General features: G+C 57.8%; 10 protein-coding genes. 5 read left to right on the top strand and 5 right to left on the bottom strand.

What is annotated here, in order from left to right; all coding sequences use genetic code 11:
• The first annotated feature begins 29 nt into the window (after positions 1-29).
• Complete coding sequence (gene cntE, locus ACFSKT_RS05335; RefSeq protein WP_377717387.1) at positions 30-1,253, top strand: staphylopine family metallophore export MFS transporter CntE; 1,224 nt, start codon at positions 30-32, stop codon at positions 1,251-1,253.
• A 112-nt stretch (positions 1,254-1,365) separates the two neighbouring features.
• Here cntE and ACFSKT_RS05330 read toward each other — a convergent pair whose 3' ends face one another.
• Both ACFSKT_RS05330 and ACFSKT_RS05325 read right to left on the bottom strand, forming a co-directional pair.
• A complete protein-coding gene (locus tag ACFSKT_RS05330) occupies positions 1,366-2,385 on the bottom strand; it encodes a TIGR03943 family putative permease subunit (protein WP_377717385.1) in 1,020 nt (339 codons plus the stop codon).
• Positions 2,386-2,413: 28 nt separating this feature from the next.
• Positions 2,414-3,499 (bottom strand): permease, encoded by a 1,086-nt coding sequence (locus ACFSKT_RS05325; protein WP_377717384.1) that lies wholly within the window; start codon positions 3,497-3,499, stop codon positions 2,414-2,416.
• A 436-nt stretch (positions 3,500-3,935) separates the two neighbouring features.
• Here ACFSKT_RS05325 and ACFSKT_RS05320 point away from each other — a divergent pair, with 436 nt between their 5' ends.
• Complete coding sequence (locus tag ACFSKT_RS05320) at positions 3,936-4,139, top strand: hypothetical protein (RefSeq protein WP_377717383.1); 204 nt, start codon at positions 3,936-3,938, stop codon at positions 4,137-4,139.
• A gap of 84 nt (positions 4,140-4,223) precedes the next feature.
• Here ACFSKT_RS05320 and pdxR read toward each other — a convergent pair whose 3' ends face one another.
• Positions 4,224-5,663 (bottom strand): MocR-like pyridoxine biosynthesis transcription factor PdxR, encoded by a 1,440-nt coding sequence (gene pdxR, locus ACFSKT_RS05315; RefSeq protein WP_377717381.1) that lies wholly within the window; start codon positions 5,661-5,663, stop codon positions 4,224-4,226.
• 24 nt (positions 5,664-5,687) lie between these two features.
• The gene (locus ACFSKT_RS05310; protein ID WP_377717380.1) at positions 5,688-6,671 is read right to left on the bottom strand and encodes a helix-turn-helix transcriptional regulator; all 984 of its coding nucleotides are present in this window, start codon (positions 6,669-6,671) and stop codon (positions 5,688-5,690) included.
• Between the two features lie 137 nt (positions 6,672-6,808).
• Between ACFSKT_RS05310 and ACFSKT_RS05305 the strand changes: the two genes are divergently transcribed.
• On the top strand, positions 6,809-8,782 hold the full coding sequence (locus ACFSKT_RS05305; protein ID WP_377717379.1) for a glycoside hydrolase family 127 protein: 1,974 nt from the start codon (positions 6,809-6,811) through the stop codon (positions 8,780-8,782).
• A 149-nt stretch (positions 8,783-8,931) separates the two neighbouring features.
• Here the strand turns inward: ACFSKT_RS05305 and ACFSKT_RS05300 are convergent, their stop codons facing one another.
• Entirely contained in the window at positions 8,932-10,491 is a 1,560-nt protein-coding gene (locus ACFSKT_RS05300) for an IS1182 family transposase (RefSeq protein ID WP_377776307.1), read from the bottom strand.
• A gap of 530 nt (positions 10,492-11,021) precedes the next feature.
• On the opposite strand from ACFSKT_RS05300, the gene bglS reads away from it, so the two are divergent.
• Both bglS and ACFSKT_RS05290 read left to right on the top strand, forming a co-directional pair.
• Positions 11,022-11,735: a beta-glucanase gene (gene bglS, locus ACFSKT_RS05295; protein ID WP_377719012.1), complete on the top strand. Its 714-nt coding sequence runs from the start codon at positions 11,022-11,024 to the stop codon at positions 11,733-11,735.
• A 293-nt stretch (positions 11,736-12,028) separates the two neighbouring features.
• A complete protein-coding gene (locus ACFSKT_RS05290) occupies positions 12,029-13,717 on the top strand; it encodes an extracellular solute-binding protein (RefSeq protein ID WP_377719018.1) in 1,689 nt (562 codons plus the stop codon).
• The last annotated feature ends 299 nt before the right edge of the window (positions 13,718-14,016 follow it).

Below are 14,016 nucleotides of genomic sequence, written 5' to 3'. Positions count from 1 at the left end.
TCCTTTGGATCGCGTAGGAGGAACAGGTTGTGGGCGGAGCGTTATCATGGCCATTTGTAAGGCTGTATGTATTGGCGTTGTTATTCTTCAGCGCGAATGCGATCTTGAACGTCATTATTCCGCTGCGCGGCGACGAATTGGGCGCGAGCAACGCCGCGATCGGCGTCATTATGGGCGCCTATATGTTTACCGCCATGGTCATGCGGCCGTGGGCGGGCCATATCATCCAGAAGCACGGTCCGTTGAAAGTGCTGCGTCTAATTCTGCTGTTGAACGGATGCGCGCTCATCCTGTATACGTTCACCGGACTTGGCGGCTATCTCGTCGCCCGGATGATGCAGGGCGTGTCGACGGCGTTCTTCTCGATGGCGCTGCAAATCGGCATTATTGACGCACTGCCGGAGAAGGAGCGCTCGCAGGGCATTTCGCTTTATTCGTTGTTTACCTATATGCCGGGCATCGTCGGTCCGATCATCGCGCTTAATGTGTGGCAGGCGGGCGGGATGGGCGATTTTACGTGGATGCTGATCGGGATCGCCGTCTTCACGGGCCTCTTCGGGTTCAGCGCCGCACGCGGAGACGACAAGTCGAGGCCGGGAGCCGGTGCGAACGGGCCGCACTCGCGCGCGTCTCAATCTTGGGGGCAGCTCGTGCGCAATCCGATTTTGTTGACATGCAGCCTGCTTATGTGCGGCGCATCCGTTGTATTCGGAGCCGTTACGACGTTCATGCCGCTCTATGCGGCTGAACTTCCCGGCGTCAGCGCCGGCATTTACTTGATGATTCAGGCGGGGACGGTCGTGCTCGGTCGTTTTGCCCTCCGCCGCCGCATCCCGTCGGACGGGAAGTGGCATTCCGCGTTCATGATGGGCACGATGCTCCTCTTGACGGCCGCGGCGCTGTGCGTCAGCCTTGCCGCGACCGTCAGCGCGATGCTGCTGTATGTCGGGGCGCTACTCATGGGGATTGCGCAGGCGCTTCTATATCCAACGTTGACCACTTATCTATCGTTCGTGCTGCCGCCGGCGAGCCGAAACGTGCTCATCGGACTGTTCATCGCCACCGCCGATCTGGGCGTCTCGCTAGGCGGCGTGTTGATGGGACCGATCGCGGACGCGACCTCATATTCGGGCATGTACGCGATCTGCGCCGGGCTTGGCGCGGTGCAAGTCATCATCGCCTATGGCAAGCGCCAGCACCGAATGGACGAGAGGTTGGAGCTGGAAGGCGCAGGCAGGCAAGCAGGCAGTTAATGCTTCGAATAACAGGGGCGTCCCAGAAGTCATCACGAGATGACGCTGGGACGCCCCTGTTTGCACGTATCCTGTTTTTGGTTACGGCATTTTCTGCGCGGTCAATTGTTCGCTAGAAATCATAATTCGGATAGACGTACGGATCGTCGGCAGGCTCGATCTGCTCGGTCGCGGTAGCCTGCAGCAGCATGATGTCGTTGCCGTTATAGGTCGTCGTCGAGAGCGTGCCGGTCATCCGCAGCCACGTATCGTTCCCGTATTGCTCAGGATGGTCGGTCTGGACCATCACGCCGTACGGCATCGCGTCGGCGGCGCAGCAGGAGACGGCGAATCGACCCAGGATGAACGCGTTGCCGGTCAGCGTATCGTCGCGATAGACGAACCCTTCAATCGTGATCGTCTTGCCGACGAACCGGTCAAGGAACAGATCAAGCGCCGTCAAAATTTCCATATATCGTTTCTCTTCGACGACGATAACCTCCTGCTGATAAAGCTTCTTGCCGAGATTCGCATACGAGATCGTATACTCGTCGGCCGGGAACAAGGCATCTAGCGAGCCGGCGGGAGGCTCGGCTTCACCGTCCGGCGAAGGCGTCGAAAGGGCATCGGCAGGCAATTCGCTAACCGCGGGATCTGGTTCAGCCGTCGGTTCGTCCACGACTTCCGTTATCGGCGCGCCGCTATCCTCCGCGATCGGCACGTCCGCTTCCGCGCTTGCCTCAGCCGGCTTCTGCAGCGCTTGCGCCGCGCTCAGCGTCATCCCCTTGTTCGCGGCCATCGCGCTGCCAATCGTCGTGTCCGGCGTCAGGAAGACGATGCCGAGCGGAAGGATGAACAGCAGGTATGTCAACGCGCTTCTGAACGGGGACGAAGGCGCCGAATGGCTGCATCCGCAAGCTTCGGCCGGCGGCTTGGACAGCAGCCGGAATGCCTCATAGATACTGAAGACAGCCGTCGCATATAACGCGAGTGAGGCGAGCTTTACATAGATCGTCATGCGCGGCGCGATATATAACGTCAGCTTGCCGGTCGTTTGCAGGTAGACGACATAGAACGCGATGCCAATGAGGATCATGGCACGGATCGCGTGATGAAGAGCGGCTTTGCGGTCCGTTTGGGCAATTTGCTTCATGGCAGCTCCTTTCCGGCATGCGGCCGGGTTACATCGCTTTATTCAGGATCAAGGACAGGACAAGGACGGCCGCCGTCACGAGGACGATCAGCTGCGCGACGAAACGGCTGCGGAATACCGACATCAGCATCAGTGTGTTCTTGAAATCGATCATCGGTCCGAACACCAGGAAGGCGAGCAGCGCGCTTGGCGGGAACGTGCTCGCGAACGAAGCGGCGATGAACGCATCCGACGTCGAGCACAGCGAGATCACGTAAGCGAAGACCATCATGAACGCGTGCGCGCCGAACGTTCCGCCGCTCAGCGTCAGCAGATCTTCCCGGCTGATGAACGTTTGCACGCATGCGGTCAAGAAGGCGCCCAACATCAAATATTTGCCCATCTCGACAAATTCCTCGGCGGCATGCGTGAACACGCCGACCGCCTTGCGCCGAGCGGGGTCGCGCGAATGATCATGCTCGTGGACATCGTGTTGTCCATGCGCGCGGTCAGGATCATGCGCATGGACATGATCGTGTCCATGGTCATGGGCATGAGCATGAGCTTGTCTGATGCTTACGTCCGCCTTAAGCGGATTCCGCCGTACTGTTCGGAACAGCACGAGCCCGACGGCGGAAGCGACGACGAAAGCGAGCGCCAGCCGCATCGCGGCCATAGACGGATTCGCGGGGAACGCCATCGATGTCGCCGCATAGGTCACCGGGTTGATGATCGGGGCAGCCAATATGTACGTGATGCCGATGTAAACGGGCATGCCTTTGCGAATGAGCCTTCGCATGATCGGGATCATGCCGCATTCGCAGATCGGCAGTAGAATGCCGAGCGCGCAGGCATAGAGGATGCCGAGCAGCGGGCTGCGAGGCAGCCACCTGCGCACCGTATCCTCGGATACGTAAAGGTGCAAGGCGGAGGAGACGAGCGAGCCCAGCAGGATGAAAGGCAGCGCCTCCAGGAAAATGCTGACGAACACCGTTTTCATATTGTGCCACTGCGCGGCGGTGAACGTGAACGAGTCGAACAACGACGCGCCGCGGCCCGTTAACGTGAAGAACAACAAGAGGAGCAGCGCGGCTGTAAGGGTGTGCAGCGCGTATTTGGCAAGCGTACCAGGCAAAACTTACCTCCTCAACTTAGTAATATTTACGGTTATAAGTATATCGAATGGGCAGGGATTCGTAAACCTGCAAAGGGACAAAGCGTGCCTTCAAATGGCGCGGCAGGCCTTCGGGTACCCGTCTGTGCGGGTCGGATGTAGATTCTCTTCTCGCATAACGTGTCATTTTGTTGAAGTGGATGGGTCAAAACAGCGCGAAATTGGCTCGTTTCATCACCGGCCAAACCCTATACAATGAGTGTCAGCACGAATATTTTCGGAATAAGGCGGGGATTATACATGACATATATTGTAATTCTGAGCGTGATCATGATTGTGAGCGTCGCGCTTGTCTACTTGGGCGGTTCGGGCTTGATCCGCGATGACGACAAGCTGGTCGAAAAGCGGCACTAATCGTTCGGCTGCCATACACATCGCGCAGGGAGGTGCCGTTACGATGGGCATCGGCTATATCTTGGTTATCGCGGTCATCGCGGTGGCGCTCATTGCCACCTTGGCCGTCGGTTTCTCGAAGGAGAACAAAGCGGAGGACCCGGATTACGACCGCAAACACGGCGCCAAATGGAAGAGACTGTCCATTCTCTATGCCGTCGTTACCGTGTTGAGCCTCATCGGGCTGATCTGGTATATCAATAGGTAAATAGGAATTAATTGCTGCATCCGGCTGTGCCGGAAGCGATGCAATTGGACAAGGCCGCTCCGACGAATTCGGAAGCGGCCTTCTTTACGTTCGGAGACTCTTGAGTATCGCCTGCGCTAATTTGTCGATGCCCATCTCGATTTCTTCCATCGGCGGCCGGGCGTACGAGAGGCGGACGAAGCCCTGCTCCGCGCCGTAGACGCTGCCCGGCACGAAGACGACGCCGTTCTTGATGCCGTTCTCCAGCAGCGTGTAATCGTTGACCTCTCCATGAATCCGGCACCACAGATTCAATCCGCCTTGCGGCAATTCGAACGAGATCTCGCTTGGCAGCATGCGCCGCAGCGCCGAAGCCATAAGGTCGCGTCGATCGCGAAGCGACGTCCGGAGCCGTTCGAGATGCGGCAGGAACGACGATGAATCGAGCAGGCGGGCGGCGATCCATTGCGGGAAGATGCTGAGGCCGAAATCCATCTGCTGCCGCGCGTCCGCGAGCCGGCTGATCACGGTATGAGGGGCTACCATCCAGCCGATCCGAAGGCCGGAAGCGGCTACTTTGGACAAGGAGCCGATGTAGAGCACGGTACCGTTGCGGTCGAGCGACTTCAGCGGCGGCGGGGGGTCTTCGCCGAAGGCGGTCAAGCTGAACGGATCGTCCTCGACGATCGGGATGCCAAGCTCTTCGCAGCAGGCCAGCGCCTCGGCTCTTCGTTCGGCGCTCATGACCCTTCCGGTCGGGTTCTGATAATTCGGATTCAACAAGACCATGCGAACGCGATGCTGCTTGTACAACGATCGGATGCCGTCCGGATGAACGCCTTCATCGTCGACGGGCAATCCGAACAAGCGAATGCCCGCGGATTGAAACATCGCCAGCGAGTGCGCATAGGAGGGATTCTCGATCGCGATCGCATCGCCGGGATTAAGCAGGCATTGCGTAAGGAGGTACAACGATTGCTGCGAGCCGGACGTGATCAGAATCGACTCGTCAGTCGCCGGAATGCCGCGCTGCTCCAGCAGGAAGGAGGCGAGCGCCACGCGCAGCGGCACATAGCCCTGCGGGTTGCCGTAGCTGAGCGGTTCCCGGAACGGGTGGCTCGCCATAATATCCGCGATGGCATCGCTCGGCGATAGCTCCGGCGCCAGCTCACCGCCTGCGAAATTAATGAACGGCACGCCGCTATGGAGACCTTCCCGAATCCGGCGCATGATCGGCAGGTTAGGCTGCAGCGTTCCGCTTTCCACGTACCGGCTCCAATTCGGCGTCTGCTTTGGAGCCGAGCCTCCCCGATCCCGACAGACGCGGGTGCCGCTTCCCGTCAAGCTCTCAATTAAGCCGGATGCGCGAAGCGTCTCGTACGCCTGCATGACGGTGCTCCGGTTGACGCCCAGCTGCTGGGCCAGCTTGCGCTCGGACGGAAGCGGGCTGCCGGGCGGCATCTCGCCGAGCGAAATGCGTTGTTCGATATAAGCTGCGATTTGTCGGTATAGCGGACGATCGCTCGCGCGGTCCGGTCTCCACATCTGGCTGCACCTCTCTTCTGTTGGCTACATCTCTCGCTGTTCTTCGCGTATCCCGGCGCGCGTTCGTCCGGCCGACTCCCCGAACAACCGGTCCCCCGCGGCGGCTCTCTTCGGATACGAATACTGCTTGCGGAATTGGAGCGGCGCAAGCCCCGTCTGCTGCTTGAAGCAGACGGAGAAATACGGCGTCTGGTTGAAGCCGACCGCCTCCGCGACCGCCGCGACGGGCAGTTCGGTCTTCAACAGCAGCAGCTTCGCGCGCTCGATCCGGTAGTAGAGCAAATAATCCATCGGCGTACAGCGGTACGTTTCCTTCATGCATCGCACGATGTACCCGGGATGAAAATGCAGCGCTTCGCCCAGCCGGGCATTCGTGATCGGCTCCCGGTAATGCTGCTTAATGTATGCTTCCGTCCGCTCGGCGACGTGCTGCGCCGGCGAAGCGGACGATTGCTGTAACGCCTCGTCGTACATGCGCAGCAGCTGCTGGAACAGCGTCTGCTGCTCCCAGAACGACTCCGATCGGCGCGCTTCGTGCAGTCTCAGCAGCTTCTCGAGCTGCAGGAACGTTTGCTTAGGCGATACGAGGGCGGCATATTGGAGCATGCCGATCGTATAGGGCGAGGAAGGCGAATACGCCGCCTCCGGCGAAGCTGCGGCCGCTTCCGGCAAGGCGGACGGCGGCGGCTCGAATCCGTCCGTCTCCCGCCATGCGCCGGCGGCATGGAAGTGAAGCCAGAAGAAGGCGGTGGCCGTCTCGCACGGTTTCGCCGCATAATGGTGGCGGTCTGGCAGCAGGAGCAGCGATTGGCCGGCCCCCACCGCCCATTGCCGCTCATCTTCGCCAATGTACAGCATTCCCTTCTCGACGATGAGCAGATCGAACAGCCCCAGATTTCGCCGGTTCGGGTGCTGCTCGCCGGGGGCATAGACGGTTTTGCCGCATTCCGCATAATAGGGCATGGCCGGCATATCGAAGGACACGATACGTTCCGCGGATTCGTTCATAAGCCGCCGATCTCCTTTGTGGCTGAGGTTCATATTTTGAAAAAACAAGGTTAGTTTCTACGTAGTTAGTCCTTACTATAAGCGATAAAATGGCATCTGAGAAGGATGAAAAATTGAAGGCGGAGGATGATGCCCGGATGATCCAAACGAATTTGCACGCAAGCCGGCCCGTTTCGTTCAAGCAGGTCCGAATTGAAGATAAGTATTGGTCGGTCTACACCCGGCTGGTCCGGGATACGGTCATTCCGTATCAATGGGATGCGCTCAATGACCGCGTGGAGGACGCGGAGCCGAGTTACGCGATCCGCAATTTCCGCATTGCCGCAGGACATGAAGAGGGCGAATTCGGCGGATTCGTCTTTCAGGATTCCGATTTGGCGAAATGGCTGGAGGCCGTCGGCTACAGCCTGGCGGTCCATCCCGATCCGGAGCTTGAGGCGATCGCAGACGGCGCGATCGATCTGATCGTGGAAGCGCAGCAGCCGGACGGGTATTTGAACACGTACTTCACGATCAAGGCGCCGGAGCAAAGATGGACGAATTTGTTCGATTGCCACGAACTTTACTGCGCCGGACATATGATCGAAGCGGCCGTGGCTTATTACGAAGCGACGGGCAAGCGCAAGCTGCTGGACGCCATGTGCAGGTTCGCCGATTACATCGACGCCGTATTCGGGCCTGAGCCGGGCAAGCTCCGCGGATACGACGGTCATCAGGAGATCGAGCTCGCGCTCGTGAAGCTGTACAAGACGACCGGCGAAGAAAAGTATGCGAAGCTGGCCGCCTTCTTTATTAACGAGCGCGGACAAGAGCCGAATTTCTTGCTTGCGGAATGGGAGAAGCGGGGCAGAACCTCGCACTGGCAGGCTGGCGTCACGCGCAAGCCGGACCCGGCTTACAATCAAGCCCATAAGCCGGTCCGCGAGCAGGACGTCGCGGTCGGACATTCGGTCCGCGCAGTGTATATGTATACCGCCATGGCGGATTTGGCAGCGCTTACGGGCGACGAGCAGCTGCTGCTGGCATGCCGCAAGCTGTGGAACAACATGGTCGGCAGGCAAATGTACATTACGGGCGGCATCGGCTCCACGCATCACGGGGAAGCGTTCTCGTTCGATTACGATTTGCCCAATGACACGGTCTATGCGGAGACATGCGCCTCGATCGGCCTCATCTTCTTCGCGCACCGCATGCTTCAAATCGAAGCCGACGCCGAATATGCCGACGTGCTGGAGCGGGCGCTCTACAACAACGTCGCCGGCAGCATGCAGCAGGACGGCAAGCACTTCTTCTACGTGAATCCGCTTGACGTGTGGCCGGAGGCGAGCGAGAAGAATCCCGGCCGCCATCACGTGAAGCCGGTCCGGCAGAAGTGGTTCGGCTGCGCTTGCTGCCCGCCGAACGTCTCGCGGCTGCTATCCTCGCTCGGCGAGTATATCTATACGACGGACGATCAGACGATCTACACCCATCTCTATATCGGCAGCGAAGCCGAAGCGGCGCTGCCGGGCGGCGCGGCGATCAAGCTGAAGCAGGAGACCGATTATCCATGGAGCGGGAACGTGCGGTTAACGGTGGGGATCGGGGAGCCGCGCACATTCACGCTGGCGATGCGCATTCCGTCGTGGGCGGACGGCTTCGAAGTCAAGGTCAACGGACAACCGCTGCAGCCGGGCGGCGAGGGTCTCCGCAAAGGGTATCTCTACGTAACTCGGACATGGGGAGACGGAGATGCCCTCGAGCTTGCGCTGCCGATGGAAGCGCGCCTGATCGAAGCGAATCCGAGCGTCCGGGCGAATGCCGGCAAGGCGGCGATGACCCGCGGCCCGCTCGTCTACTGTCTGGAGGAGACGGACAACGGCAGCCATCTGTCCGCGATCGCGGTCAAGCCGGATGCGAAGTTCGAGGCCGTGTTGGAGCCGGACGTCCTCGGCGGAACGGTCGTGCTGAAGGGGGAAGGCTTCCGCGACGCGCAAGCGGATTGGAGCTGCGAGCTGTATCGTCCGGTCAGCCGGAAGGCGGAGTCCGTACAGCTGCAATGGGTGCCGTACAGCGCGTGGGGCAATCGGGGCGCCGGCGAGATGAGCGTATGGTTCCGGATGAAGGAGTAGGCAAGCTAGCAGGTCAAACGTACGCCAGTTCTGCGATTTACGCGTATTAAGCTGGGCGTCAGGGGCGAGGCCGTCTCAAAAGGGTTGAAGTAAGTGACTCCTAACTCGCGAATGGCCTCCAATTGCACAAAAAATGGCGTTACAGGGTCTTATCCCTGTGACGCCATTTGCCATTTTCGGTCCATTGCGGCTTTCTTCAGCAAATTATGGGCGAGCGAAAGCCACCCGACCTCCAGGCTCACTTTTGGCAAGCCCCGAAGCAGGAATCTTCGGAATCCCCGGTTGTTCTTCATCTGTCCAAATACGCTCTCGGGTTCATGCATTCGTCGAACCGAGAGTGCGTAGCCTTCTTCGCTCTTCAAGCGCTCACGTGCCTGTTGCTTGTAGCGAAGATAATCCAGGCTCACTTTAATCTCGCGGTCACCAGCTGCCTTTGTGCAGTTTACTTTTAGCGGACATCCTTCGCAGCTGGCACTACGGTAATGACGGTGGCAAAGTTCATAACCGCTTTCCGTACGTTCTTTGCTTTCTCTGCGGAAGGTAAGCGTTTGTCCCGCCACACATACCCAGCTGTCCTCTTCAGCGGTGTACGTCCAGTTATCTAGTTCGCTCACGTCTTGCTGCCAAGCCTTGGTGTTCTCGCGATGGTACGTTGCGTACTTCACAATGGCTTCCACGTTTTCTTGCTCCAGGTACGCGTAGTTCTCTTCTCCGCCATAGCCGGCGTCCGCGATGATCGTGCCAGGTAGTACTCCTAATGCGTGTTTCACTTTCTCCAGATGCGGCTTCAGGCATCTGGTGTCCGTTGGACGATGGTGAACGCTGTACCCTAGGATGAATTGGTTCTCGGTTCCGATCTGTACATTGTAGCCGGGTTTGAGCTGACCATTTCGCATATGGTCTTCTTTCATGCGCATGAAGGTGGCGTCTGGATCTGTTTTGCTGAAACTGTTGCGGCTCCCCAAGATGGTTTGCTGGGATTCGTACTTTTGGAGTCGCGGCAGCAGGTCTTTACGAAGGATGCGAACTGTTTTCTTGAGCGGCTTGTCCTTTGGTTTCGCTTCGAGTCGTTGTTCGAGCTGCTGCACCGCATGTTCCAGCTTTTCGCTCGTCATGTCTGCTGCTTCACCAAGCTCACTTAGATCCAGACCGCGGAGGACTTGATCTTCCTGCTTCTCCGCTTCTTCGATGGTCGCGAACAAGGTCTGTACTTTCTCCTGCAGTTTCATTTTGTGTTTAATGACCGCCTTACCCCAGACGAAGGTGTAGCGGTTCGCATTGGCTTCAATCTTGGTCCCGTCTACGAAGTAATGCTCGAGTTTGACGTACTTCGCTTCGATGAGAAACTGAAGAACGGCGGTGAAAATGGATTCCAATACGTCTTTCATGCGCTCGGAACGAAAGCGATTAATGGTGCGGAAGTCTGGGCGCTGCCGCGCAGCCAGCCACATGAACATGATGTTCTCCCGAACGGCTTTGGCAATTTGGCGTGAGGAGTAAATCCGCTGCGTGTAAGCGTAGATGATGATCTTCGTCAGCATTTTGGGGTGGTAGCTGTCCCGACCGCCGCCGGGATAGGCCTTGGTGAAGAGGTTCATATTTAAGCGGTCGACCGCATCATTGACGATGCGAACGAGATGGTTTTGAGGGATATCTTCTTGCAAGTCCATTGGCAAGGACAGTTGGTCCATGGTATATTCTTTGTACAAAAGAAGCCTCTCCTTTGGTTAGATGGTTGGTGGTACTTCCATTCTAACAAGGACAGGCTTCTTTTGTTTTGAAATTTTAATGAATGGTTAGCCAAAACGGAGCAGGTCGCATGATTCTGGAGAAGCGTCAGCGTTCGCCTTTGTGAGCGGATTCCTACCTTCGCCCATTACATTCAGGGAATCCGGGAACAACAGCGATCGGAAGAACATGTGACCGCGCAGTGGGTGCGGTAACCCAGACATTGTTTTTAAAAAACGGGGTATCCCAAGGTCATCTTTTGATGACTTTTGGGACACCCCCGTTTTCGCGTTCGCTGAATGCTGCGTTCCCAATCTTTGGATTGGGAACGCAAACCTTTAGATATTGCTATCTGATCTTGCAAGGTTGCTATATAATGTCCCGGCCGCTAGGCGCTACAATGAAATCGCCGGAAATGAAAACGCTTTATTTCAGAAGGAAGGGAGGCGTGAATGCGGCTGGTTGCAGGCGTGCGTTCATATTCCAGGCGAATTGATGCGGAGGTGTAATGATGAAGAAGAAAACTTGGCTTACCTCGATTGCGACGGTCATCGCGTCCGTCTTGCTTGTCACGAACGCTTATGGCGCGTCCGTATTCTGGGAGCCGCTGACGTATTTCAATTCCGCTACGTGGCAGAAGGCCGACGGTTATTCGAACGGCGGGATGTTCAACTGCACGTGGCGGGCGAACAACGTCGGCTTCACAGCCGATGGCAAGCTTCGACTCGGATTGACGAGCTCCGCGTACAACAAGTTCGACTGCGGCGAATATCGTTCGACGTTCAAGACGGGCTACGGTCTCTACGAGGTGAGCATGAAACCGGCGAAGAACGTGGGCATCGTCTCGTCTTTCTTCACGTACACGGGTCCCAGCGAAGGCACGGCTTGGGACGAGATCGACATCGAATTCCTGGGCAAGGACACGACCAAGGTGCAATTCAATTACTTCACCAACGGCGTCGGCGGACACGAGAAGCTGGTGGACCTCGGCTTTGATGCGGCTGCCGGCTTCCATACGTACGCATTCGACTGGCAGCCTGGGCATATCAAGTGGTATGTCGACGGGGTTCTGAAGCATACGGCGACGACCAATATCCCGAGTCATCCGGGCAAAATCATGATGAACATTTGGAACGGGACGGGAGTCGACAGCTGGCTTGGCGCGTATAACGGGGCGAATCCGCTGTACGCCGAGTATGATTGGGTGAAGTATACGAGCAATTAAAGCGATGCGAACGGTATCGCCGGACAAGAATGATCAGACGAGCAGCCCTGCCAGGGGCTGCTTTTTTGCCGTCTATGCCGTTAAATCGACGCCGTAAGCCAAATTGCGCGGTCTCCGCGAGAGGAAGATGCTACTTTTGCAAGAAATACTATTCAATATGCAACATCCTAAAGAAGTGCAATCGATGTTGCAATCTTTGTATAGGCGGACCAAACGCGGTTTCTTTACTATAGGCTTTGTACACAACCTACGAATTGGGGGAAACAACGTTGGACACACGGAACAAGAAGCGCATGGGCGCGATGCTGCTGACCGGCCTCGTCTCGCTGGCTGCGATCGCGAGCGGCTGCGGCAATAATGCGGGTGAGAACGCGGGCGAAGGGGCGAACGAGCAGCCGGCGAACGCCGAGGCGAAAGCGGATGCAGGCGCGGGGCTGAAGGACGGCAAATACGATCCGCCGATTACGATCACGTATCTCCGCCCGTGGGGACCGGACGTGAAGTTCAAGGACGGAGAGAATCAGGACAACAACGTGCATGTGAAGTGGGCGCGCGAGAAGCTTGGCATCGAGCTCAAAAATCAATGGATCTCGCCGTCGACCAACAATGCGTTCGAGACGAAGCTGCGCCTGTCGCTGGCGACGAATGAGAAAATGCCGGATATTATTTCGTACCGCGGCGACTTCAACCTCGTCCGGGAGCTGATCGATTCCGGCCGGTTCGTCGACGCGGGCGAGCTGTTCGACCAGTACGCGAGCGAGACGTGGAAGAAGGCGATGGCGGAGGATCCTTCGGTCTGGTATCCGTACATGCAAGACGGCAAGCGGATCGGCATACCGATTCTCGATTACGCGTACAACGGCGACCCGGTCATGTGGATTCGCGAGGATTGGATGAAGAAGTTGGGCTTGTCCGCGCCGAAGACGCTGGACGATCTCGAGAAGGTCATGGACGCGTTCGCGAACCAAGATCCGGACGGCAACGGCAAAAAGGATACCTACGGTCTGGCGATCGGCTTCAAAAACTGGATCAACACGTGGATGTCCGATGCCGGTTGGATCTTCGGCGCATTCGGCACGATGTCGAACCAATGGAACTTAGGCGCGGATGGCAAGTTGGAGTACGGCTCCGTGACGCCGGGCGCGAAGCAGGCGCTGGCGAAGCTGCAGGATTGGATGGGCAAAGGCTATCTGCCGACCGAGGCGGGGCTGTACGACGAGACGAAGGCGGCGGAGGACTTCACTGCTGGCAAGGCGGGCATTGTCGTGGGTCCGCACTGGATGCCGGCTTGGCCGCTCGAAGACGTGAAGAAGAACAACAAGGACGCGCAGTACAAGGCATATCCGATTCCGTCCGGACCGAACGGACAAGCCGGTCGCCACGGCACGTCCAACGCGAACGGCGTCGTGCTGATCAACAAGGATATGGCGAACCCGGAAGCGTTCTTTACGTATCAGAATTATTTGTTCGATCAATTCGCGAATCCGCCGATCGGCGGGGAATTCGAGAACGGCTTGGCCGAGGGCTACGACTGGGTCATGTTGGACGGCAAGCCGACGACCGACGCGGCCCACACCGGCGGCTTCGCGCCGGAGAAATATACGCTCACGTTCGACGGGGCCCGCATTCCGGGCTTGAACATGGAGACGCTGGCGAAGCTCGCGGACGGAGGCGAGGCGGCGACGCCATTCGAGAAGAAGCTTAAGCTCAGCACGCCGCAGACGATGCTGGACGCGGCGAAGATCGTGCTCGAGCAGAAGGACATCACGATGCAGCAGCTGTTCACCGGCGCGCCGACGGCGACGATGCAGATGAACAACGACATTCTTGCGAAGATGGAGAAGGACACGTTCTCGCAAATCATCTATGGCAAAGCGCCGATCGATTCGTTCGACGCCTTCGTCGAGAAGTGGAAGGCGTCCGGCGGCGATCAGATCACGCAGGAAGTCAACGAATGGTATCAGTCCGTCAGCGGACAATAGACGATAAGCGATGGGGCAGAGTATCTTGCCTCAGTCGCGACAACAGCGCAAAAGAGCGCCACGGGGTAATCCCCGCGGCGCTTTTTTCGTCGTTGAAAAATTGCCCTGATGCACCTACTGCTCTGTCACCCGTCCCGATATGCGTAACAAGACAGCATTGGTGGACTGGGTAGGGGGCAACTACGCATGAAGCTTTGTCCGTCCGGACAAAAGCGTGTCCCGCTCAAACCAACCCGCCGAACGCGAACAAACGTTCAAGCACGAAGAGGGAGTCCAGAGGTGAACGTTTTCCGGAGGAA

It is taken from the genome of Paenibacillus xanthanilyticus, from assembly GCF_042682185.1.
Taxonomy (GTDB): Bacteria; Bacillota; Bacilli; order Paenibacillales; family Paenibacillaceae; genus Paenibacillus_Z; species Paenibacillus_Z xanthanilyticus.
This window is presented reverse-complemented; position numbering and strand designations above follow the sequence as displayed.

What these genes read in the sequence shown, in the direction of transcription:
- ACFSKT_RS05330 (WP_377717385.1), bottom strand. Translation starts at nt 2,385, where the DNA reads ATGAAGCAAATTGCCCAAACGGACCGCAAAGCCGCTCTTCATCACGCG.
- ACFSKT_RS05305 (WP_377717379.1), top strand. Translation starts at nt 6,809, where the DNA reads ATGATCCAAACGAATTTGCACGCAAGCCGGCCCGTTTCGTTCAAGCAG.
- bglS (WP_377719012.1), top strand. Translation starts at nt 11,022, where the DNA reads ATGAAGAAGAAAACTTGGCTTACCTCGATTGCGACGGTCATCGCGTCC.
- pdxR (WP_377717381.1), bottom strand. Translation starts at nt 5,663, where the DNA reads ATGTGGAGACCGGACCGCGCGAGCGATCGTCCGCTATACCGACAAATC.
- ACFSKT_RS05290 (WP_377719018.1), top strand. Translation starts at nt 12,029, where the DNA reads ATGGGCGCGATGCTGCTGACCGGCCTCGTCTCGCTGGCTGCGATCGCG.
- ACFSKT_RS05310 (WP_377717380.1), bottom strand. Translation starts at nt 6,671, where the DNA reads ATGAACGAATCCGCGGAACGTATCGTGTCCTTCGATATGCCGGCCATG.
- ACFSKT_RS05320 (WP_377717383.1), top strand. Translation starts at nt 3,936, where the DNA reads ATGGGCATCGGCTATATCTTGGTTATCGCGGTCATCGCGGTGGCGCTC.